At 49.2% G+C, this 23511-nt stretch carries 20 protein-coding genes; 9 read left to right on the top strand and 11 right to left on the bottom strand.

Features of this window, described 5'->3' with window-relative positions; genetic code table 11:
• Positions 1–450: 450 nt before the first annotated feature.
• Entirely contained in the window at positions 451–840 is a 390-nt protein-coding gene (locus tag J2Z65_RS32170; protein ID WP_167064532.1) for a VOC family protein, read from the bottom strand.
• A gap of 236 nt (positions 841–1076) precedes the next feature.
• Positions 1077–1298: a hypothetical protein gene (locus tag J2Z65_RS32165; RefSeq protein WP_167064529.1), complete on the bottom strand. Its 222-nt coding sequence runs from the start codon at positions 1296–1298 to the stop codon at positions 1077–1079.
• A gap of 158 nt (positions 1299–1456) precedes the next feature.
• On the opposite strand from J2Z65_RS32165, the gene J2Z65_RS32160 reads away from it, so the two are divergent.
• Together J2Z65_RS32160 and J2Z65_RS32155 are read left to right on the top strand one after the other, a co-directional pair.
• On the top strand, positions 1457–1735 hold the full coding sequence (locus tag J2Z65_RS32160) for a hypothetical protein (RefSeq protein ID WP_167064526.1): 279 nt from the start codon (positions 1457–1459) through the stop codon (positions 1733–1735).
• Positions 1736–1876: 141 nt separating this feature from the next.
• Complete coding sequence (locus J2Z65_RS32155; protein WP_167064522.1) at positions 1877–4027, top strand: 5'-nucleotidase C-terminal domain-containing protein; 2151 nt, start codon at positions 1877–1879, stop codon at positions 4025–4027.
• Positions 4028–4106: 79 nt separating this feature from the next.
• Here the strand turns inward: J2Z65_RS32155 and J2Z65_RS32150 are convergent, their stop codons facing one another.
• Positions 4107–6830 carry a response regulator gene (locus tag J2Z65_RS32150; protein WP_167064519.1) on the bottom strand — a complete coding sequence of 908 codons (2724 nt, stop codon included), beginning with the start codon at positions 6828–6830 and terminating at the stop codon, positions 4107–4109.
• A 153-nt stretch (positions 6831–6983) separates the two neighbouring features.
• Between J2Z65_RS32150 and hisC the strand changes: the two genes are divergently transcribed.
• Both hisC and mscL read left to right on the top strand, forming a co-directional pair.
• A complete protein-coding gene (hisC, locus tag J2Z65_RS32145) occupies positions 6984–8132 on the top strand; it encodes a histidinol-phosphate transaminase (RefSeq protein ID WP_167064516.1) in 1149 nt (382 codons plus the stop codon).
• An 83-nt stretch (positions 8133–8215) separates the two neighbouring features.
• On the top strand, positions 8216–8683 hold the full coding sequence (mscL, locus tag J2Z65_RS32140; RefSeq protein ID WP_167064513.1) for a large-conductance mechanosensitive channel protein MscL: 468 nt from the start codon (positions 8216–8218) through the stop codon (positions 8681–8683).
• A 75-nt stretch (positions 8684–8758) separates the two neighbouring features.
• Here mscL and J2Z65_RS32135 read toward each other — a convergent pair whose 3' ends face one another.
• From J2Z65_RS32135 to add, 5 genes are all read right to left on the bottom strand, one after another.
• Complete coding sequence (locus J2Z65_RS32135) at positions 8759–9520, bottom strand: (S)-benzoin forming benzil reductase (RefSeq protein WP_167064510.1); 762 nt, start codon at positions 9518–9520, stop codon at positions 8759–8761.
• A 22-nt stretch (positions 9521–9542) separates the two neighbouring features.
• Entirely contained in the window at positions 9543–9746 is a 204-nt protein-coding gene (locus tag J2Z65_RS32130; RefSeq protein ID WP_167064507.1) for a copper ion binding protein, read from the bottom strand.
• Between the two features lie 26 nt (positions 9747–9772).
• Positions 9773–10102 carry a metal-sensitive transcriptional regulator gene (locus J2Z65_RS32125; protein WP_167064504.1) on the bottom strand — a complete coding sequence of 110 codons (330 nt, stop codon included), beginning with the start codon at positions 10100–10102 and terminating at the stop codon, positions 9773–9775.
• Between the two features lie 82 nt (positions 10103–10184).
• Positions 10185–12425, bottom strand: coding sequence for a heavy metal translocating P-type ATPase (locus tag J2Z65_RS32120; protein ID WP_167064501.1), 2241 nt, complete (start codon positions 12423–12425; stop codon positions 10185–10187).
• Positions 12426–12862: 437 nt separating this feature from the next.
• Positions 12863–13930, bottom strand: coding sequence for an adenosine deaminase (gene add / locus J2Z65_RS32115; protein ID WP_167064498.1), 1068 nt, complete (start codon positions 13928–13930; stop codon positions 12863–12865).
• A 373-nt stretch (positions 13931–14303) separates the two neighbouring features.
• On the opposite strand from add, the gene J2Z65_RS32110 reads away from it, so the two are divergent.
• Positions 14304–16196, top strand: coding sequence for a rhamnogalacturonan lyase (locus J2Z65_RS32110; RefSeq protein WP_167064495.1), 1893 nt, complete (start codon positions 14304–14306; stop codon positions 16194–16196).
• Positions 16197–16237: 41 nt separating this feature from the next.
• Here the strand turns inward: J2Z65_RS32110 and J2Z65_RS32105 are convergent, their stop codons facing one another.
• Positions 16238–17080 carry a helix-turn-helix domain-containing protein gene (locus J2Z65_RS32105; protein WP_167064492.1) on the bottom strand — a complete coding sequence of 281 codons (843 nt, stop codon included), beginning with the start codon at positions 17078–17080 and terminating at the stop codon, positions 16238–16240.
• A gap of 77 nt (positions 17081–17157) precedes the next feature.
• On the bottom strand, positions 17158–17868 hold the full coding sequence (locus J2Z65_RS32100; protein ID WP_167064490.1) for a DNA alkylation repair protein: 711 nt from the start codon (positions 17866–17868) through the stop codon (positions 17158–17160).
• Positions 17869–17989: 121 nt separating this feature from the next.
• Between J2Z65_RS32100 and J2Z65_RS32095 the strand changes: the two genes are divergently transcribed.
• From J2Z65_RS32095 to J2Z65_RS32080, 4 genes are all read left to right on the top strand, one after another.
• Positions 17990–18787, top strand: coding sequence for a Cof-type HAD-IIB family hydrolase (locus tag J2Z65_RS32095; protein ID WP_167064486.1), 798 nt, complete (start codon positions 17990–17992; stop codon positions 18785–18787).
• Between the two features lie 138 nt (positions 18788–18925).
• A complete protein-coding gene (locus J2Z65_RS32090; protein ID WP_167064483.1) occupies positions 18926–20542 on the top strand; it encodes a long-chain fatty acid--CoA ligase in 1617 nt (538 codons plus the stop codon).
• A gap of 7 nt (positions 20543–20549) precedes the next feature.
• A complete protein-coding gene (locus tag J2Z65_RS32085) occupies positions 20550–20999 on the top strand; it encodes an acyl-CoA thioesterase (protein ID WP_167064480.1) in 450 nt (149 codons plus the stop codon).
• A gap of 36 nt (positions 21000–21035) precedes the next feature.
• A complete protein-coding gene (locus tag J2Z65_RS32080; protein WP_167064544.1) occupies positions 21036–21878 on the top strand; it encodes an SDR family oxidoreductase in 843 nt (280 codons plus the stop codon).
• A 747-nt stretch (positions 21879–22625) separates the two neighbouring features.
• Here J2Z65_RS32080 and J2Z65_RS32075 read toward each other — a convergent pair.
• On the bottom strand, positions 22626–23510 hold the full coding sequence (locus J2Z65_RS32075; protein WP_167064477.1) for a sugar phosphate isomerase/epimerase family protein: 885 nt from the start codon (positions 23508–23510) through the stop codon (positions 22626–22628).
• Position 23511: the final 1 nt, after the last annotated feature.

The raw sequence follows: 23511 nt of genomic DNA, 5'->3' as shown, positions 1-23511 counted from the left end.
ACTTGCTAGCGAGATTTTTCAATCTCATTTATAGTCGATTGCTCGACTGTGCTTTACTCACTCGTTGTTCAGTTTTCAAAGATCAATTTCTTTCGTTCACCGCCGCGTTACCGAAGCAGCGAGAAGTAATATACCACAGCTCGTCCATCAATTGCAAGCACTTTTTTCTTGCTAATTTCTGTCGTTGTCTGTCGGGAAAACCATATTATCATACGTTGCTGATCGATTGCAAGTCCACCTCATCATTCAAGGTAATTCGCCGTCCGAAGCAACGAGGTATAATGTACCACGCTCAGAAACCAATTACAACCCCTTCGGAAATGTTCCACAATTGGCATTGTTTTGAATGTTCCCGCAGTCTTCAAGGTATTAGGCAAACCGGAGGGAACTCTCGTCCGCGTCCGCAAGTTCCCCTATCATCGTAGCTAAATGCTAAATGCTAGATGCCGATTACCGAGTAGTTTCGAAAAACTCAATACGCTCTCCATCTAATCCATTAAAGAAAAAGTATCTCGAACCGTTAGGAAGCGTCGTGATTTCCTCATCTAATTGCTGAACTGCCAACCCTTTGATCCTTGTAAACTCCGCTTGGATGTCGTCGACGGTAAAGGCCAGATGATGTACCTTCCCTTCTTGCGGCAAGCCGGCGTTATAACCTTCAATAAGTTCAACTTCCGTTTCATTCAGCGCTTCAAAGCCCAGAAATGCAAGTCGAATAACTCCGTTCGTATGAAGCAAAGTCCCTTTGTGCTTAAGACCGATCACTTCCTCATAGAAACGAATCGACGCTTCCAAATTTGCTACCATGACACCGACATGCTCCATTTTCAAAACTGCCATAGATCCATAACCTCCTCGCTCAACTCTCATTATTGTATCGAAAAGTGCGTGAATGGGCTATACCGTTATGGATTCGAACAAAAAGAGTATAAATGAACAAGTGGCAATCAGAACTTGCACGGAATAGCATAAAGATGAACAAATAAGAGTCTGAACCTACACCCAAAAGAATATAGATGAACAAGAGGGTGTTATGAAGTCGTAAAACAGAAAAGTAGTATAGGAAGCTGCGCCAGCTAGATTATGCCAATTGTCTCAATATCGCCGTCTAGTGAATAGAGCGTAACTTCCTCGTTCGAAATATTGACCAGACCAAGGTCATCGTAAATTTTGCGGATTCTATCATTAGAGAGATGTTTTAGGATTGTTTCAACTGCCATCTGCAAATGGACCTGATCCTTGGATTCATAAAACATAAGGACCTCTTTTTTATCGACCAGCATTTTCGTATGCATCATACAAGCAGCACCCCCAATTTCAATGTTTCAATTGTATATATTGGAAACAAGGAAAGTGTGAGGACATTATTAGATATGTGTTAGGTTTTGAAAATTTGGCCTTAGATGGCTAAGTCGTTGTATACTGGTGTTAGAGGATTAGACAGGAGGGAACCAACATGAGATTGCTTAAGCTTCTTCAAATCTACGAGGTCGATGGGATTACGCCCAAACATCGGTCAGATCGATTTGATTTCGATGAGATTCAAGGGCAGACTTTTCGTGAAATGAACCCAACTGAAGTCGGGGCACCGATGATTCTATCCGGCATTCATCGATATATCCCATTCAAAACGACTAGAGTTCAAGCGATAGATAGAGACGGAATGGATTTTCGGGTGCTAACCCGCAACACAATCTATCATTTTGAAGTTCATACAGACCGCAAAGCCACTTAACCTTTGGAAGGTTAGCGGCTTTTTTTGTTGGTTTATATAATAATAATTTCTTCACTTCTCAAAAACTACCAATCTCCTTTATACTAATAGTCGGGTTAATTGACCAACGTCCTATTATTTTAAAGGAGGCTTTTATATTACATGAAAAAAACTTTGACAACCCGTCTTACCGCACTAGCTCTTGTAACCGTTCTTACGAGTTCTTTTGCCAGCAGTGCTGCTTTCGCTGAAACAGCCGCACCGGCACCTACTAGTACGATGAAATCCGATATGCGCCTTGCCATTGATAATGGAGCTGTCGAAGGCTATGGAGACAGTGACTACCGCGGCGCAAGCGCAGCTACTCGTGCCGAAGTCGTTACGATGGTCAACCGGGCCGCCAAACTGAATAGCGCAGATCCCGCTTCCGTCACTTTCACAGACCTCGCAAATTGGCAGAAGCAAGCGGTAGCCAATGCCGTCGCAGCGAAACTAATCAGCGGCTTTGCTGACGGAACGTTCCACCCGGATGCTCCGGTAACTCGCCAAGAGCTTGCTGAGTTGATCGTTAAAGCAGTAACCGGCGGCCAACTGCCGAGCGTAAATGAGAATGTTTTGAACTACTTCAAGGATTCCGCTTCGATTGCAAAAGAATCCCGTCCTTATGTCGCTTATGCCGTCATCAGCGGAATTTTCGCCCCGACACTCGATGGCAACTTCAACCCTACAGCCGCGGTTACGCGTGATGAAGTCGCTAAGGCGCTTAAGCCGATCCTCTTCAAAGTTGTCGATATTTTAACCACGAATGATATTCACGGTAAAATCGAAGTTGGTTTCGATAAAAAACGCAATCAAGGTCAAGGCGGAATTGAAACGCTCGGCGGAATCGTCAGTGATTTCCGCACAGTTAATCCAAACTGTACGGTTGTCGTAGACGGCGGAGACGCTTGGCAGGGCACACTCATTTCGAATACAACAAATGGTCAATCAGTCATGGACACGATGGCTCAAGTAAAGTACGATGCTGCAGCTATCGGAAATCATGAGTTCGACTTCGGGCGCGACGTTTTGATTAACAACATTAAGAATGCCAAATTCCCTATTCTCGGCGCTAATATTATCGACACGAAAACAGGCAAACAAGTAGATTGGACACAACCTTACGTGATTGTTGAAAAAGATGGCCTAAAAATCGGTATTATCGGCTTCGCGACTCCACAAACAACATCAACGACCAAATCAACGAATATTGAAGGCCTTTCCTTCGTGAATCCGGTTCCTCTGGCCAAAGAGCTGTCCGCTGAGCTGCGCGCTAAAGGCGTTGACATCATCATGGTCACTTCCCATCTGCCGGGTGAACAGAACCAACAGTCCGCAGAAATCATTAGCGAGCTTGCGGATTTGGCAAAAGGCACAGGCAACGGCACGCTGGATGCAATCGTTGGCGGACATTCCCACATGCGCGTTTCCGGCATCGTGAACGGCATTCCTGTTGTTGAAGCACAAAGCTGGTTGTACGCGGTAGGTCATATTCAACTATTCGTGGACAAAGCTACCAAACAAGTCGTTTCCTCGAACGCAAGCTTGCTTGAAACGTATACGAATCTGACAACGGCAGACGCGAAGATCCACCAGACGGTCGAAGATTACAAGGCGAAAATCTCGGAGAAGTCCGGTGAAGTTGAAGTCGTTGTCGCAGAAGCACTTAATCGCAAATCCTTCCGTTTCGCTGATAATGGCGGCGTTGACCGTGATGGCGCTTCACAATTAGGCAACAGCATTACGGATGCAATGCGCGCTTCCGAGAAATCCGACATCGCCTTCACTAACATTGGCGGCATTCGCGCTGATGTCGATAAAGGTGAGTTGACCTACGGTGAAATGTTCGAAGTGTTCCCATTCGGCAACTACAATGTAACGGGTACAATGACGGCCGCGCAAATTAAAAAGGCCTTGGAAGTAACGGATAAATATTCAAACCTTCCCGCCATTCAATTTTCCGGCCTCAAAGTAGAGTGGGACAGCACGAAACCGCTCGGCGAAAAATATTCCAAAATTACTCTAGTAGACGGCACACCGATCTATGTAGATGGCAAGCTGAATACCGACCGCACGTTCAAAGTGACAACGAATGATTTCATGGCAACAGGCAGCGGCGACGGCTTCACGGTATTCGGTGAAGTGAAAGACTGGAAAGATGGCGCGATCATGCTTGATGCGTGGGTAAATTACGCAAATTCCTTGAAAGCGGCCGGTAAAGAGCTATCCGTTAAGGACGATGGACGCGATGTGCGTTTAGATCTAAAGAAATAAGCACTTATTCATTATTAATCCCATTAAATAAAAGGCCTTTGATCCTCCCCATTCAGGGGGAAATCAAAGGCCTTTCTATTTAAGCTAACCAAACCCGCATAATGGACATCAATTGGTTCAATTTCAGCGGTTTGCTAATATAGTCGGAAGCGCCAGCCTGCAAACAAATGTCGCGGTCTTGTTTCATAGCCTTGGCCGTAATTGCAATGATCGGCAAATGCTCATACCGGGCATTTTTTCTGATCATGCGCATGGCCTCATAGCCATCCATCACCGGCATCATCATGTCCATAAGGACGAGATCAATCTGGGGTTCCTTCTGCAGAATGTCCAGACATTCCTGTCCATCGTGCGCAACGCTGACGTTCATCCCTTCATTTTCAAAAGCGTTGCTTAGCACAAAAACATTTCGAACATCATCATCGACGACGAGCACATTCCTCCCTCGCAGAATGCTTGTCTCTGCCAGTAGGACGGAATGCTCATCCTGCATCCCTTGAGGGGCATCATACGCTACCGCAGCCTCATCCCATGCCGTTTGAAATTCACTTACCGAAGGCTCCATGGAGGGGATATAAACCGTAAAAGTGCTCCCCACCCCCTCTTCGCTGCTCATCCCAATGCTGCCGCCAAGTAGCCCCGCCAACTCGCGGGAGATGGACAGCCCTAAGCCTGTCCCCCCGTACTTACGATTCGTTGTGCCGTCAGCTTGACGGAAGGGCTCGAAAATAAACGCCTGTTTGTCAGGCGGAATGCCAATCCCCGTATCGCTAACCGAAATCGCGAGAACTTGATCGTACTTAGCCGAAGGCAGAAACCGGGCGATTTGATCATCATCACAAAGTCCAATCCTCACATGCACGCTGCCCTCGTGGGTAAACTTGAAGGCATTGGATAGCAGGTTTTTTAAAATTTGACTTAACCGCTGTTCATCCGTATAGAAATGCTCCGGCACCCTTAAATCCTGCTCAATGTGCAAAAACAGATTACGCTGCTCGGCAACCTTGGCAAATTGGCTTCTAATGAGACTTGGAAGCCCTTTCACGTTTAATTCTCCAATATGAATATCCAGCTTGCCGGCTTCGACTTTCGACAAATCGAGGATATCATCAATAAGCAGCAGCAGATCAGTTCCTGAGGAGTGGATTACCCGGGCATATTCCTGCTCATCCAGGCTTAAGTTCCCCAATTTATTTTCCTGCAGCATTTGGGATAAAATTAGCACGCTGTTAAGCGGTGTACGAAATTCATGGGACATATTCGCCAGGAATTCCGACTTATATCGAGAGCTCAGCTGCAGCTGAACGGCATGTTCTTCAAGGGCTACCTTGATGCGTTCAAGCTCTTTTGATCTCTCCTCTGCACATCGGTTATGCTCCTCTAACTGTTCATTCGTCATGTGCAGCTCTTCCTGCTGGCTTTGGAGCTCTTCCGTTTGAATTTGCAGTTCTTCGGTCATATGTTGGTATTCCCTTAGCAGTCGTTCCACTTCTACACGCGTTTGCACGCTATGAACAATCGTTCCAAGTACATTAAGAATATCTTCAAGCAGCTCCAGCTGCTGATGGGTAAACTTATTTAAACTGGCTAGCTCCATCACGGCGATGACTTCATTGTTATGCAGGATCGGTACGATGAGCACGCTTTGCGCTCTCACGGCGCCGAGCCCGGATGTTATTTTGACATAATGATCGGGCACATTGGTAAAATGGAACATTCGCTTCTCAAGCGCGCATTGGCCAACAAGCCCTTCTCCCAAATGAAATCGATGAATCCCAATGTCGTCCTCATGATCCATCATCATGGCATATGCGGCTATTCTCTCCAGCGCATCCTTCCCCTTATAAGAGGAACGCAAGTAAAAAAGTCCGAAAGAGGCGCCGAAAAGCTCGGCAGCTTTACTAATAAAGGTGGAACCTAACGTTTCCATATCCGATATGCCTTGAAGCACATGAACCACTTCCGCCAGCTTTCGCTGCTGCCACTCCATCTCCTCATGATTCTCTAACAGCATGTTAGTCGCGTCTGCGAGATCCTTCACCTCATCGTTCATGGTGACATGGATGCGCTGCGAATGATCTCTTTTGAAGGAGCTTAATTTTAAAATACTTTTGGTAACCTGCTTAATCGTCCCGACAATCGACTGCGATATCACTAATGCTGCCGCTAACGATATGATAAGTAGGGACGTCAGCATGACAAACATAGATCTAGTAAACATGCTATTCTGATCATCTAAAAGTTTGGCTCTATCCTTGGTAAGCCCGATTTCGATATTACGGAAGCGATCGAGCTGAGAGCGGATATCCTCGACATTTTGCTTGCCCGAATAAAAATCATAAGGATTTACGGAATCTGCGCCTGACCCGATTGGCCCGCCTGACCCCGCACTTTTTTTCATCTTCGGGTCCGTTGATCCGCTAAGCTGCATGACCCAGCGCTCTATCGACTTTTTAATTCCTTGTAAGCTTTGTTCCTGCACGGTGTTTTCTTTGGTGAGCTGACTCAGCTTCATGTAGGATTGCCGCCATTTGGACTCTCCATTAAGGTAGGGCTCAAGATAGGTGGGATCCCCGGTCAGCAGATAGCCTCGTTGTCCGCTTTCCATATCCATGACGAATTTCTCGATGTTGTTGATTTCTGTGTGAACGGCAAAATCATGTTCAATGATATAGTTTCTATCCTTCTGCATCGAGGTTACTTGATTGATCACTAAAGTAAATACAATACTTATACAGACAAAAATGAAAATGTAGCCAAGCATAATTTTGGATCGGATACCAAATCTCCTCTTTTTCCCCATCCGTGCAGAGTCCTCTCCTTATGTCGAATTACGCATCTCTATGTATTATACTACTCACCCAAAAGTTGGGATATGGGATTTTTCATACTTTACTACTTTACCAAGTTAATGTATTATTTAACTAAAGTATCTATTTATTCGAGGAGTGATATCATGAGCAATCGCACAACTGACAACATACGTCCGCGCGGCGTTCTGACTCGTATGAAACCTTACTCTCCAGGCAAGCCCATTTGGGAAGTGCAGCGGGAATTAGGCATCGACAAGGTCACCAAACTCGCTTCCAATGAAAATCCGATTGGCCCGTCTCCGCTAGCTGTCCAAGCGATTCAAAACTATCTGACAGATATTCATCGCTATCCTGACGCAGACACAATAGATCTCTGTGCCGCCATTGCCCGTAAGCTGGAAGTTACGCCGGATCAAGTCCTGGTCACGAACGGTGCCGACGAGCTCATTACACTCTTGTCCGAGACGTTCTTAGAGGAAGGCGATGAGGTCATTGTCCCGTCCCCAACCTTCAGCGAGTATGAATTTGGCGCAAATCTGATGGGGGCTCAAGTCGTACAAGTACCGCTCCGTGAAGATTACCGTTATGAAATCGCCGACCTATTGGCTGCGGTAACGGAAAAAACGAAGCTCCTGTATATCTGTTCACCCAATAATCCTACAGGCACCTATATGAAAAAGCAGGATTTACAAGCGCTAATGGATAAGCTCCCCCCGCATGTTCTGGTGATTTTTGACGGAGCTTACAGTCACTTTGTAACCGCAGACGATTACTGCGATGGGCTCCAATTCGTGCGTGAGGGTTATCCCCTAATCGTCACACAAACCTTCTCGAAGATTTACGGATTAGCAGGTATTCGTGTTGGTTATGGCATCGCTTCAGCGAACATTTTGCACAGTATCCGCCAGGTCAAAGAGCCATTCAACGTAAACGCATTAGCGCAAGTCGGCGCTGCTGCTGCCATTCAGGACGATGCTCATCTTGAAGCGACACGGGAAATCAATACTCTCGGCAGAGAGCAATTATATGAAAGTCTGCAGGAGATGGGATTTAAATTCACACGCAGTATGAGTAATTTCGTCCTTGTGGAACTTGGACCGGATGCGAAATCCATCTATGATCAAATGATGCGCAAAGGCGTTATCCTGCGGTATGCCGGCGCTTGGAACCTGCCCCATCACGTGCGAATTTCGATAGGGACGCCTGATGATCATCAAGCCCTAATCAACGCGCTCCGAGAGGTACTTCAGGAATCTAAGGAACAATTGACTCTATCAGCTCAAAAAGATTAAAAAACGAAGCGAGCATCCAGCATTGTTTGACAGCGACAAAATATGCTACAATGCTAAAAATTGCTGTTTCTTGGAGGTTCGCTATGCTGAAGGAATTTAAAGATTTTGCTTTTAAAGGGAACATGGTCGATCTAGCCGTGGGGGTTATTATCGGGGGCGCTTTCGGAAAAGTCATTACATCCATTGTCAATGATGTGATCATGCCGCCTATCGGGTTATTGCTGGGCAGAGTGAACTTTAATGAGCTTTTTATCTCTTTGAATGGTAAACACTACAACAACCTCGCTGAGGCTGCTACTGAAAAAGCACCTGTTCTGAAGTATGGGGCCTTTATTTCTACGTTTTTAGACTTTTTAATCGTTGCTCTTGTCATTTTTATCGTTGTTAAACAATTGTCCAAGTTCCGCAAAAAAGAAGAGCCAAAAGAAAAGGCACCTGCGACCAAAGCTTGCCCGCACTGTTTGTCTGATATTCCAGCGCAAGCAACCCGCTGCAAATACTGTACGTCGGAACTTGCGTCGGGGCCTTCGGTATCAGGGAGCATCCAGTAGACCTGCTACAATGAATGACACCCGCGAATATATTAAAAGGAGTTAAGCGCTTCTAGCCGCTTAACTCCTTTTTGTTTACTTCGGTGCCATATTCTTGGTGCGCAGATCAGCGATCTCGCCCTGGTCAAAGGCACCTCCCTGCAGCAGCTCCAGCAGCTGCGCCGCTGTAGCTTCGGGCGACTGCAGCTCGCCCTGCGTATGCAGCTCCACGAACCGGCTTTGCTGCGGGAAGTCCTCTTCCGATGCAGCGCGAATTTCCCGCTGCATCTCGGTATCCACCACCCCCGGTGCAACGGAGATAACCTCCACCGGGTAGGGCTGGTTCGCCTGCTCGACGCCAATGCAGCGCGTCAGCATATCGATCCCGGCTTTGGCGGTGCAGTACGCCCCCCAGCCGGGGTAGGGCTTCTTCCCCGCGCCTGAGGAAATTTGGACGACCCGCTTCACGACCGGCAGCGCCTGCGTCTGCCGGATGAAGCTGTTCGTCAGCAGCGCGGGCGCGATGAGATTGACCTGCAGGCTGCGCTGCAGGTCCTCCTGGTCAGCTCGGCCGATGAACGTCATCGGGGCGAGCTGGCCTGCATTATTGATCAGCGTGATCCTATCCGCGTGATCAATTTGGCTAAGGATTCGCTCCATCAGCGAATCCAGTCCGTCCGTTTGCGCCAAATCGAAAGCATGAAAGGTGTAAGCACCTTTCATGCGCAGCGCCTCTTGGCGGAGGCTTTCGCTTTCGCCGCGCGACACGCAGTGTACCGCGGCGCCCTGCTTCAGGAGCTGCCGCGCAAGCTCGGCTCCGAGGCCTTTGGAGCCCCCCGTGATGATATAGGCAGGCATGTTATCGGCTCCTTTTTTGTTCTTATTGCACTACGTCATATCCCTGTTCTTCGATTGCTGCTTTGATTGCTTCAACACTCAGCTTGCTTTCATCGTACTCCACTTCCACCATTTTGCCGGCTAAGTTGACTTTCCCCTCGGCACCAAGCTCTTTCATTGCTTTCTCGACAGTATTCACACAGTGATTACAGGACATTCCTTCTACTTTTAAAATAACGCTGGACATCGCATTCACTCCTTTAGTGGATTTAATTATTTCATTAATGTGTTCATCGTTTTGAGCAGTTCATCAACAACATCCATGTCGCCTTCCTGGATGCGTTCGACAACACAGCTTTTGAGATGGCCGGCGAGCAGCAATTTCCCAACGCCATTGAGCGCCGATTGAATCGCGGCAATCTGATGCAGAACGTCGTCACAATACGTATCTTTCTCGATCAAACCTTTGACCCCACGAACTTGACCTTCAATGCGGTTCAGCCGCTTGGTTAAATCCGCTTTGAGCTTATCGGAATGATGACTCTTCCGCTCCTGTCCATCCAAGCTGCAGTGGTTAACTTCCGTGTCCAATTCCTTGTTCATTGGGCTGTCTCCTTTGAGGGCTGTTTACTCTTTATCATACCCCCAACCCGTATATTGTCAATCGTTTTGGCATGCCTCTCTCTTAAAGTTTTACCTTCTGCAGCCTTAGTGCATTCAGGACAACAGAAACCGAGCTTAGCGCCATCGCGGCTCCCGCTACCCAAGGCTCAAGAAAGCCTAAAGCGGCAATCGGAATACCGATGGTGTTGTAACCGAGCGCCCAAAACAAATTTTGCTTTATATTCCGCATCGTCCGTCTGCTCATTTCAATGCTATCTGCGATGGAGGTCAAGTCGCCGCGCATCAGTGTCACATCCGCCGCTTCCATGGCTACGTCGCTTCCCGTACCCATTGCCATGCCGATATCGGCCATTGCTAAGGCAGGCGCATCATTGATGCCATCGCCGACCATTGCGACGCGGTATCCCTGCTCCTGAAGCTTCTTCACCTCGAACGCTTTCCCTTCCGGCAAAATCTCCGCCAGCACCTGTTTAATGCCAGCTTGCTGGGCAATTGCTTCTGCCGTACGCGCATTGTCTCCCGTAATCATTATCACTTGAATGTCCATCGCCTCCAAGCGGGATACCGCTGCCTGCGACGTTTCTTTGATCGTATCGGCCACCGCCACGAATCCAGCGTAAGCGCCGTCGATTGCAGCTAGCATGACTGTTTTGCCTTCGTGCTCCAAGCGTTCCATATCCGGCAGCATCTCGGCGATATCGATCCCATGCTCCGTCAGCAGTCTACGTGTCCCGATGACGACCCGGCTGCCTTCCACCTGGGCCTCCAGTCCAAAACCGGGAATCGCCTTAAAGCTGTCGGCATCCGGCAATGATGGAACAGATGGCAGAATACCTTGAACAATTGCCTCGGCAAGCGGATGTTCCGAGTTGTGTTCCGCTGCTCCCACAAAGCGGAGAAAAGTCATTTTATCCAAATGCGTTTGGATATCTGTCAGCTGTGGTTTCCCTTTCGTTACCGTCCCCGTCTTATCCAAGACCACAACATCGATATGATGCGCCGCTTCCAGGTGCTCTCCGCCTTTGAACAAAATGCCTAGTTCCGCAGCACGCCCGGATCCAGCCATAATAGAAGTCGGTGTTGCCAAACCGAGCGCGCAAGGGCAGGCGATAACGAGAATCGCAATCGTTTTCTGGAGTGCGCCAGAGAAGTTAGCAGGGTCCAGCCAAAAGTACCAAAGAACGAAGGCGATAAGAGCAATCCCTACAACAATGGGGACAAAAATCCCTGAAATCACGTCGGCCACGCGCTGAATCGGCGCCTTCGACCCCTGCGCTTCCTCAACCACTTTGATGATTTGGGACAGCACCGTTTCCCGGCCAACCTTCGTCGCCTGCATCCGGAGTACGCCGTTCTTGTTCAGCGTTGCTCCGATCACGTTGTCCCCTTCCCTTTTCTCAACCGGCAGACTTTCACCCGTCAGCATAGATTCGTCAACGGAGGAATGTCCCTGTAAAACAATACCGTCCACCGGAATCTTTTCACCCGGCTTCACAATCACGACATCCCCTGCAACGACTTCTTCGAGCGGGATACTAAGCTCTTGCTCCCCACGGATGACCCATGCTCTTTTGGCCTGCAGGCCCATCAAAGATTTAATGGCTTCCGAAGTGCGCCCTTTGGCGAGCGCTTCGAACCATTTTCCAAGAAGGACGAGTGTAATAAGGATCGCGCTAGTTTCAAAATACAGCTCAGGCATATGGTGATGCTCGCTTTGTCCCGCCCACTGTACCGTTAAATACAAGCTGTAAAAGTACGCCGCCGATGTTCCCAATGAGATAAGCACATCCATATTGGCGCTTTTATTGCTCAGCGCTTTATAAGCCCCGATGTAGAATTGCCTACCAATGATAAATTGGACCGGTGTCGCGAGCGCCAACTGCACCCACGGGTTCATAAAAAGCTCCGGAAGCCAAATCCATGAGGTAAAGGAAAAGTGGCTGACCATCGCCCATAATAATGGGAATGAAAGAATTGCTGAGATCCAAAGCTTATACTTTTGCTTCTGAATCTCCTTGGCGCGATGCCTACTAGTGGCGGACTGTTCTTGTTTGCGTGCTGCTTCGTATCCCAACTTGACTACTCGCGCTTGCATATCCTCTGGCGTTACTTCCGAAGGTTGATAGACAATGCGTGCCGTTTCCATGGCCAAATTGACCGACGCTTGCGAAACACCGGGCATTTTGCTCAACCCTTTTTCAATTCTCGTTGCGCACGCCGCGCAGGTCATACCCGTGATATCGAAATCAACTGTTGCGGTTGGTCCGATCGCTACCTGCTGTCCTGCAGATTCCGCACTCATATAATGTTCACCTCACCGTGTTGGTAGTTATTGCTGTTTATATTTATATAGTATACCCCCCTACCCTATATTGTCAAGTGGAATTGGATTGATCATGTGTGTATGGTGCTCAGCTTGTATGGCGTCAATGCAGGTTCGGGTTCGGGTTGGGTGCACCAGACGACAAAAAAACTTGCTGCCAAAGCAGCAAGTTCCCAGCCTTTTATCCAACTGTATCAGACTATTCTCTCGCACCAGCAAGTAAATCCCCTTGCGTTATATCCCCACAGCTAAGCTGGAAAAATACGAGATGATAATCCTACAATTTAAAGGGAGGAATTCATGTTAATTCAACCAATTCGGTGAAAAGCGGAAATTAACAGGAACTTTTACTTTTCCTGCTAAATCTCTCACCTCGTTTAGCGCCTTATCCTGGAATCCTAAAACGCATTGTTTCACTACATGGTGCTGTTTTCAGTCCACAGACTCATTCCTAAACTGTGTATCTCAGCTTCCATTTCCCGGCGCAGCAAAAGCTTATCGTTTTCTTCCATAAATGCTGCATCTACCCCATTCATTACAAGCTTGACAAGCTCATGTTCCGTAAAGCCGAATCGGTCGGACAGCACGCGATATTCCTTCGTAATGTTCGTTCCCGATACGCTCGGATTATCCGTGTTTATAGTGACAAGGAGCCCATGCTCCAAATATTCGCGGATCGGATAAGCTTCCCAGCCGGAGACGGCCTTCGTTTGGATGTTGCTGATCGGGCACATTTCTAGCGGAATACGGCGGTCTTTGACCATTTCCAAAATGTCGCTGTTCTCCTTCAATCGAACACCATGCCCGATGCGCACCGCGCCGAGATTCGTAACGGCTTCATACACATTCATCGCACCCGCGGCTTCTCCGGCATGGATGGTGACAGGGATGCCCAGCTTGCCTGACTCCGCAAAAACTTCCCGGAACCATTCCGGCGGGTAGGACGCCTCATCACCGGCTAGATCGACGGCGACAACTCCCTTACCAACATACTCTGCTGCTGCCCGTATCACTTCCAAGTTACTTTCACAGGAATGATTTCTCATGCAGATAGCGATGACACCGGCTTTTACACCAAAATCCCGCTGCCCGCGCCTCATCCCCGCCACCACATGAAGAATGGTTTCTTCTACGGTCAATCCGTTATTCCGATGCAGCTGCGGAGCAAAGCGAACCTCTACGTACTTGCAGTTATGCTCTGCCGATTGTTGAGCTACCTCGTAGGCAACCCGCTCCAACGCCTCACCCGATTGCAAAAAGCGAGTCGTAAAATCAAATTTGCTTAAGTATTCGATGAGACTGCCGCATTCCTCGCCTACACGCATATGTGGAATTAATCCTTCTTTATCGTAAACGGGAAGATCAATGCCTTGATCCAGGGCAAGCTCCAGAATCGTTTCCGGTTTCACGCTCCCGTCCAAGTGCAAGTGAAGATCAACTTTAGGCAGTCGCGTAAGCCAATCATGCGTCCGATTGTATGCCATCTTCCATCATTCCCTTCACTATTATTGGTTAAAACAGGCACCAAACGTCGTATGCCGCTATAAAGAATTTTACTAACTTTAAACCAATGTTAACTATATGTCAATATATATAACAAAATATTTTCACAATCAATATATGTGTTATATTTCATCACGTGATTGAGACTTGTATTTATTTTTCCAAAGAGCAGTATTGTGTAGAAAGTTAGCCATTGTCTGCATTAAACCCTTATCCTCCACAAGGTATAATAAGAGCCACGATGCAGATGTAAGCGCATCCAAAACAACTTAAGGAGGCTATCTTTCGGTGTATCCATGCACCCACGATCAAGGTATTTTTATTCACATTTGACGATCTAAGGAGGTTGTAGAAATGTTTAATAATGTGAAACGCTTCGTTCAAACAGCTTGCTACATCACGCTAGGCTCTCTCCTCATCTCTTCTTACGGCATCCAAACCCCTACAGCGCATGCCGCGGTTCCCAGACAAATGGAAAAGCTCGACCGGGGACTGGTGGCAGTTAAGGTTTCAACCGGCGTGCTTGTTAGTTGGAGACTTTTAGGCACTGAAGCATCCAGCACATCTTTCAACGTATACCGCAATGGCGTAAAACTTAACGCTTCTCCTATTACAACTAGCACTAACTATCAAGATAACTCAGGAACAACAAGCTCCAGTTATACGGTTCGTGCTGTCGTAGGCGGCGTCGAGCAAGCGGCATCCGCTGCTGCAACCCCGTGGGCCACTAATTATTTGGATGTCCCTCTTCAAAGACCGGCAGGCGGCACCACACCAGACGGCGTAAACTATACCTATAATGCCAATGACGCGAGTGTCGGTGATTTGGATGGCGATGGGCAGTATGAAATTATTTTGAAATGGGACCCTTCGAACTCCAAGGACAATTCGCAGGACGGCTATACCGGTGAAGTGTTTGTCGATGCTTATAAGCTTAACGGGACTCGGCTATGGCGAATCTCAATGGGGAAAAATATTCGCGCCGGCGCTCACTATACACAATTTATGGTCTATGATTTGGACGGCGACGGGAAAGCCGAAATTGCGATGAAAACCGCAGACGGCACGAAGGACGGCACAGGAACCGTCATCGGCAGCTCGACCGCCGATTATCGAAATTCGGTGGGCAGAGTTCTATCCGGTCCTGAGTTTCTGACGATCTTCGAAGGCCAGACAGGTAAAATATTGACCACAACGAGCTACGATCCGCCACGCGGCACTGTAGGAGATTGGGGCGATACGTACGGCAACCGCGTAGACCGCTTCCTGGCGACAATTGCTTATCTGGATGGGGAAAAGCCAAGTCTTGTGGTGGCGCGCGGTTATTACACGCGCACTGTATTGGTGGCGTACAATTGGCGGGGCGGCGCGCTCTCCAAGCTGTGGACGTTTGACAGCAACAGCTCAGGAAACTCGGCTTATGCAGGGCAAGGGAACCACAACCTGACCGCTGCCGATGTCGATGGAGACGGCAAAGATGAAATCGTGTACGGCGCCATGACGGTGGACGATAACGGGGCCAAGAAGTACAACACAGCCTTAGGCCACGGGGACGCTCTTCATGTAGGCGATCTAGATCCTAACAACGCGGGGCTCGAAGTATTCAAAGTCATGGAAAATACAAGTGCCACATACGGTGCAGCCGTTTGGAATGCAGGAACAGGCGCAATACGGTGGGGTGTAAATACCGGAGCTGACACCGGAAGAGGCATGTCGGCCGATATTGATCCGAGATATGCGGGTGAAGAGGTTTGGGCAAGCAATGGGGTCGGATTATACCAAATAAACGGTACCAAAATCAGCTCAACCGTTCCTTCCTCCATCAACTATGGCATCTGGTGGGACGGCGATGTATCCCGTGAGCTGCTTGATCATAACTGGGATGGAACCAATGGAGTAGGCAGAATCGATAAGTGGAATTATACCAGTCTCAATACGACGACTCTATTAACCGCAACGGGCACTCTTTCCAACAATGGGACGAAAGGGAATCCGAGTCTGCAAGCCGATATTCTAGGAGACTGGCGAGAAGAGGCGATTTGGCGGAAGTCGGATAACTCTGCGTTACGCATCTACACAACCCCTTACGAGACTAGCACGCGCCTTTGGACTTTGATGCATGATCCGCTTTACCGCCTGGATATTGCATGGCAAAATGTAGCCTACAATCAGCCGCCGCATACCAGCTACTTCCTCGGAACAGGCATGGCTGCGCCAACTCAGCCGAATATTTACGTAACTCCATAATAAAAAAGGGAACAGCCGAAATAAGCGGCTGTTCCCTTTTTTTATTTCAAAGCAAGAATCATATGTTTTCGAAAAACAGCCGGCGGCGTGCCATAGAAAGCAGCGAACTGACGGGAGAAGTAAAAAGGATGGTTAAACCCAACTTCCTCGGCGATCTCCGCAATGGTCAACGACGTCGTTTCCAGCAGCTTCCTGGACTGCCTAAGCCGAATTTTATTTAACATCTCCATAACCGATTCGCCAGTCTGTATTTTGAATAGGTGGGCGAACCTGGAGGCCGATAGATTAACCATAGCCGCCAACTCCGGCACGTTAAACGGTTCTTTAAAATGCTTCGATATCAGCTTCACCGTCTTTTCCACGCGAGGATCTAGGGGATACTGTGTTTCCCGGACGTTTTTGGATATCAAGAGCAGGATTTCCTCCAAAGCATTAACCGTCAATCTTTCCGAAAACAAATGGGATTCTTCGTTATAATGGATCAGGCTATTGAAAGCCCCAGCAAGATGGAGCCATTCTTTCTCGTTATCAAAACGGGCAAATCGGATTCCCTTAATCGCTTCCGGAAGCTTCAGCAAAGGCAGCCAATCTTCCTTGGGAACAAAATGGCACCAATAAAACTCCCATACGGTGTTTTCTGGCGTTCCATAATAATGAGGAGTACCCGGTGTAATTAACGAAATTTCACCTTCCGGACATTCACAAGTCTCATTGCCATTATGGAATAAGCCTTTACCGTGCAGCGTCATGGTGAGATAATAATCTTTCGTACCTTTGGACCGCTTGACCCGATAGCCATATGGCTGCCGATAACGGCCAGATACTAGTTTTCCAGGGATCGTCGTTCGGTTCTCTTGGGCAGAATAACACATAAATTCCGACATGAGTTGGATTCCTCCAATTCCTAGATATAGACTAGTATAGCGTACTTTCGGTAGAAAAGAATCGCAGCTTGCGTTGATCAGGCCTCTTGTTCTTCGCGCTCCTCGCGTCCTTCCTTCCGCTGAATAACCTTCAGCGCTTCCCGTACACTTAACGGCGAGAGCTCAGTTTCAGCGACAAACGCCTGCACCGCAGCAGCATCCGTTTTCGAATATTCACGCAGCGCCCAACCGATCGCCTTGCGGATGAAAAACTCCTTTGAGTCCGCCATGCGCCGAATGCAGCTAAACAGAAGCGGCACGTCTGTGCGCTGCTTATATTTGAGCTGGAACAGAATCGCCGTTCGCTGCAGCCACATATTGCCTGACGCGAGCCATCTCTCGACACAGGCCGGAATGAGCTCCGGATATTTCTGCAAGTGAAAACCGATCAAATGGTCGGCAATCGTATCCACCGAATCCCACCAGGAATTCGTCACGACCATGCGCTCCAGTACCTCAATGCGCTCCTTCTCCGCATCTTTACGAAGTTGAGTAAGCAGCAGCAGCCCCGTGTAATGAAACTCCCGCTCAGGCAAAGCCCACAGCTCCTCAGAAACTTTCACGCCCTCAGTCCCCTTCGGGTAGCCATGCTCCTTCCAAAATTGCTTCGTTAATGCTACGCGCTGCGGATTGCGAATGCCGAGGAAAGGAAATTGGTCCCGCATATAGGCCGCCATCGCTGCCGCATCAATCTCGCTGCTATGCGCTCTAAGCAAAGCCTCCAGCTTCTCCGTATAGGGTGATGCCATCGTTTACGCGCCTCCTTTTAATCTGAAAAGCTATTGCTTTATTCTAGCAATTCCGCTTTGATTCGGGTATGCTTATAGCAGAATTTTTATATAGACTACCTATCGGAACGGAGAGGAACACATGACTTACAAATTAGTAGCATCGGATTTAGACGATACGCTTCTGCGTGATGATCTGACCATTTCCCAGGAAACGATTGACGCGATGCATCAGGCGGTTGCCCGGGGCGTGACGGTAACGATTGCGACAGGGAGAAGCTTCCCTTCCGCAGCCAAAATCGCCAACCAAATCGGACTCAACGTGCCGATTATTACGTATCAAGGAGCTTCGATCAAAAACCTCCTCGACGAAGAAGTGCTTTATGAGCGCATGGTGCCGGTGGAAAGCGCCCGCTTCCTGCTCGACTTTTGCGAAAAGAGAAATCTCCATCTTCAGCTTTACCATGGCGACAAGCTTTATGCAGGCGAAGATAACGATAAAATTAAAAATTACGTGCGTCTTTCCAAAACGCCTTATATCATCGGTGACCTGCGCCAATGGATCGACATTCCGCAACCTAAAATGCTAATCGTAGATAAACCGGAAGTTTGCGACCAACTCCGCGAGGAGCTGCTTCCGCTGCTCGGCGAGCAAATGCATATTACGAAGTCCAAACCCCACTATTTGGAATTCATGCACAAAGAAGGAACAAAAGGCCATGCGATCGCTTTTCTGGCTGGTCACATCGGCTGCACGCTGGATGAGGTCATTGCCCTTGGCGATGCGTGGAACGACCGTGAAATGCTGGAAGTTGCGGGACTTGGTGTCGCAATGGATAATGCTTTGCCGGAGCTCAAAGAGCTGGCTAATTACGTGACCAAAAGCAATAATGAAGACGGCGTCAGACACGTCATTGAGAAGTTTATTTTAAACGTGTAAATAAGAGACCGATTCCCTGCATGATCAGCATGCGGCGGAGTCGGTTTTTAATTATGCGGGGTTACTTTTTGGACATATCTCGTCCCCCCTCCTTATATATTTACAATAGAAATAGACAATCTCCGGAGGTGTTTCCATTTGGACAATTACCCACTAACGCTGCGCTCTCTCTTCGAACGATCCCAAACTTTATTCCCCAAAAAAGAGGTTGTTTCACGGACAATTACCGGCATTCACCGGTATACGTACGCTGATTTCGGAAGACGCGCGAAGTTGTTGTCCAGCTCTCTGCAAGCACTCGGCGTAAAGCCAGGGGACCGGATTGCCACTTTTGCTTGGAACCATCACTGGCATTTGGAAGCATATTTTGCTATCCCCTGCATGGAAGCTGTCCTGCACACAGTCAATATCCGCCTCCCCGCCGACCATATCGCCTATATTCTCAACCATGCAGAAGACCGTTTCCTATTCGTGGACGAGACTTTGCTGCCTATTATCGAAAAGATTAAAGATCAACTGACGACCATCGAAGGCTATATCATCATGACGGATAAAAAGGCGCTGCCGCCTACTTCTTTACAGCCTGTCTACTTATATGAGAACATGATAGAGAGCGGAGATCCTCATTTTACATATCCAGAATATATAAATGAAAGCGCTCCCGCCGGTATGTGCTATACGTCCGCTACAACTGGAAATCCGAAGGGTGTCGTGTACTCCCATCGCGGAATTTATCTGCATTCGCTGTCCATCGGCTTGTCGGATACGCTAGGCCTTTCGGAACGTGATACCGTGCTTCCTATCGTCCCGATGTTCCATGTTAACGCCTGGGGGCTCCCTTTTGCCTCCGTCTGGTTCGGCAGCAAGCAAGTGCTTCCGGGACCGGCCCCAACGCCGGACATTCTGCTCCGACTGGTTGCGGACGAGAAAGTCACCATTGCGGCAGGCGTGCCGACCGTTTGGACGGCCGCCCTCAAAGCGCAAGAAGCGCTGCAGTTGGATCTCTCTTCTTTACGCGCCGTAGTCTGCGGCGGATCTGCCGCCCCTCGCAGTCTGATTGAAAGCTATGAGCAGCGGCTGAAAGTGCCGTTCTATCATGCTTATGGCATGACGGAAACATGTCCGCTCGTTACGGTAGCCCGGCTAAAAAGCTATCAAGAAAAGGCATCGCTGGATGAACAATACGATACGAGGGCGATGCAAGGGCTGCTGGTGCCCGGTCTTGATATGAAGATCGTCGGACCTCGAGGCGAGGTGGCTTGGGACGGTAAAGAAATGGGTGAAATTATGCTGCGAGGGCCCTGGGTAGCGACCGAATACTACAAAGATGTCCGAACTGCAGAAGCTTTCCAGGACGGCTGGTTCCATAGCGGGGATATCGCAGTGATTGATAGCGAAGGATTTGTGAAGCTGGTCGACAGAGCCAAGGATTTGGTCAAAAGCGGCGGGGAATGGATTTCATCCCTCGACTTGGAGAACGCGTTAATGGCGCATCCGAATGTTTTTGAGGCTTGCGTCATCGGCGTGCCGCATCCCAAATGGGAGGAGCGCCCTCTCGCCTGCGTCGTCCTGAAGGATGCTGCGCTGCAAGCGGGGGACAAAAAGGGGTTGCTTGCTTTTATAGAAGACAAGTTTGCCAAGTGGTGGATCCCAGATGATGTGGTGTTTCTTCACGAAATCCCTCGTACCTCGGTGGGCAAATTCATGAAACGCGAGCTGCGCGAGCAGTATCAAACCTATTTTACAGGAGACTAGAGACGTCATGAACTTTTCTGAATTGGAAGGCTTCCGATTTTATACAAGTGCAAAAGTCCGCTTCTGCGAAACCGATGCGAACGGACATATGAGCCACCTTACTTCCGTTATTTATATGGAGCAGGCGCGGTGTGAGTATATGAATGGGTTGGGGTTGTTTTTTGCAGGCCCTGGGGGCGCTCCGTTAGATAAGACGTTTTTCATTGTGAACCAGAGTGTTGAATATAAATCTCAGGGCCATTTTAACGACAACCTTGATATTTATATGAAAATAAATCGCATTGGCAAATCCTCCCTTGACCTGCATTATGCGATTGTTAAGCGGGACACGCAGCAAGTCGTGAGCTTGGGTACGAGCACCGGTGTCTATGTCGATGTTCATACGCAAAAAGGCACACCGCTGCCTGGGGATCTAGCGAGCCGGATCGAGCAGTTCGAAGCTGGGTTCCTCCAATAGGGAAATATGAATTTATTGATGAAGGGCAGGGTGGATATGTTCGATGCATCTTTGTTGAAGGATAAAGTCATTCTCGTTACGGGTGGCGGCACCGGTCTGGGCCGTGCTATGGGGGAACGCTTCCTCGAGCTGGGAGCGCGGCTCGCCATTACGAGCCGCCGTGAGGAAGTGTTGGCAAAAGCCGCTTCCGAAATGGGCGGTGAAGTGTTCTACAAAAGCTGTGATGTGCGGGATCCGCAGCAAATTGCGGAGATGGTGTCAGCCGTGGAGCAGCATTATGGCCGGATTGATGTTCTAATTAACAATGCGGCTGGCAATTTTGCCAGCCCTACGGAGAATTTGTCTCCGCGTGCGGTTGATGCGGTGCTGAATATTGTCCTTCACGGCACGTTTTATACCACGCTGGAAGTGGGCAAAAGATGGATCGAGCAAGGCGTCGGCGGAACGATGCTGAACATCGTCACCTCTTATGCCTCCACCGGCTCGGCCTTCGTAGTGCCGTCGGCGGCCGCCAAGGCCGGCGTGCTCGCCTTGACGCGCTCGCTTGCCGTTGAATGGGCGCGCCACGGCATCCGGCAAGTCGCCATCGCGCCGGGGCTGTTCCCGACCGACGGCGCGTGGAGCCGATTGGCTCCGACGCCTGAGCTGTCGGAGAAGCTGCTGAACCGCGTGCCGCTGCGGCGGGTCGGGGAAAAGGATGAGCTCGCGAACCTCGCGGCTTATCTGATTTCGGACTACGCCGGGTACGTCAACGGCGAAGTCGTCACGATCGACGGCGGCGAATGGCTGCAGGGCGCCGGGCAGTTCAACGATCTGCTCGAGGTGACCGAGGAGCAGTGGGTGTCGCTTGCGGAGCTGACGCGCAAGGGGAAGTCTTAGCGGCGCGGGCGTGACTGGCGCGGGACGGTGGGGACGAGCAACGGGGGGCGCGTGTTCGATGAGGTGTGTGAGTGCGGAGCAAAGTTGCATCATCACGGTGGACGTTCTTTTATACGTACTTCTAACGGACAGCATATAGCTCCTCCATCTATAGGAACTAGCGTATTCGTTGTCTGCTCAAAATAAGAAAACGAGTGTTTTCGCCGTTCGTATAAATTAAGGGAACGTCGGGCCGCTATTAAGGTGAAAGACGGAGAATCATGTGCTGGAGTGGAACTACAGGGCCTTATTCTCCATCTATAGGCTAATTTTGTCCCAAAATGGTGAAATAGCGTCCCCTAGTTCCCCTTTCCCCAGCTCAAAGGCTATTTCCGATAAAATAGCGTCCTGTAGTTCCCATACCTGTTCACGGTGCATCAACTTGAGGCAGAGGTGAAGGGAAGGTGAAAGTGATAGTGAACGTAAAAGTGAAGCTTATTCTGAAGCCTCTACCTCTACATCTTTCTTTCGTCTTTCATCATTCATCTTTCACCTTTCATCTTTCATCTTTCATCTTTCATCTTCATCTTCATCTTCATCTTTCATCGTTCACCTTTCATCTTTTTCCACCTCTCCCTCCTCATCCTCCCTTCCTCCCCCATTATCCACTCCCATCCCCCTACGCTTTCCCAGACCATCCCCTCACCCCAACCAAACATAAAAACGCCACCCCTCTGAGCCTCACGGCCCCGAAGAATGGCGATTCTTTTACCTCTTAAACTGCTCAATGTATTGCACGGCTTGCCGGATATCCGCTTCAGGATTTTCTCCGACCTCTCGCTCAATGGTCAAATAACCGGTGTACCCAATTTCCTTCAGCGCCCGGAAGTAAGCGCCAAAGGGCACTTCACCTTCGCCCAGCGGAACCTCCGCGAAAGCAGCCCCTGAGCCGCCCGATGCCATCTCGGCAATTTTGGCGTGATCCATTGCTTCGAGGCCAAGAGCTCCGTATACCAGAATCGGATCGATTTCACGATAACGGACGCCATCTTTGACATGTGTGTGTACAATGTAGTCTTTTAAACTCAGCACGCCTTGCACAGGATCGTCGCCGGTCACCATCACCATATTCGCTGGATCAAAATTGACAGAGACGCCTTTCGTGCTCATCGTGTCGAGAAAACGTTTGAGATGCTCCGCCCGCTCCGGCCCTGTTTCGATGGCGAAGAACGCGCCTTTGCTGTGCGCGTATTGGCCCAGTTCCTCGCAAGCCCGCTGCATGCTGAGATACACATCGCTTTGCGTATCCTCCGGGACGATGCCGATATGTGTCGTGACGATGTTCGTTCCAAGATCAAGCGCCAGATCAAGGATCTGCTTGGATTTTGCAATTTTGGCCGGGTTTGCCGTTTCGTCTTGAAAACCATGCCCAGCCAAATCCCCGCATAGGGCCGAAACCTCCAAACCTAACGAGGCGATATAAGCCCGAAGCTCCTGCCTGTCAGCGGCCGTTAGGCGATCAGGGTCCATTTCACCGCTAACCGCATAAATTTGAACGCCATCGGCGCCCGCTTCCTTCGCTTTCCGCAAACCTTCTCTAATTCCCACTCCAAAGCTATCTACGATGATCCCGATCGGATTATTGAGAGCCATC

It is taken from the genome of Paenibacillus aceris, from assembly GCF_017874035.1.
Lineage (GTDB): Bacteria > Bacillota > Bacilli > Paenibacillales > NBRC-103111 > Paenibacillus_E > Paenibacillus_E aceris.
Note: the sequence above shows the minus strand (reverse complement) of the source record. Positions and strands in the feature narration are given on the sequence as shown.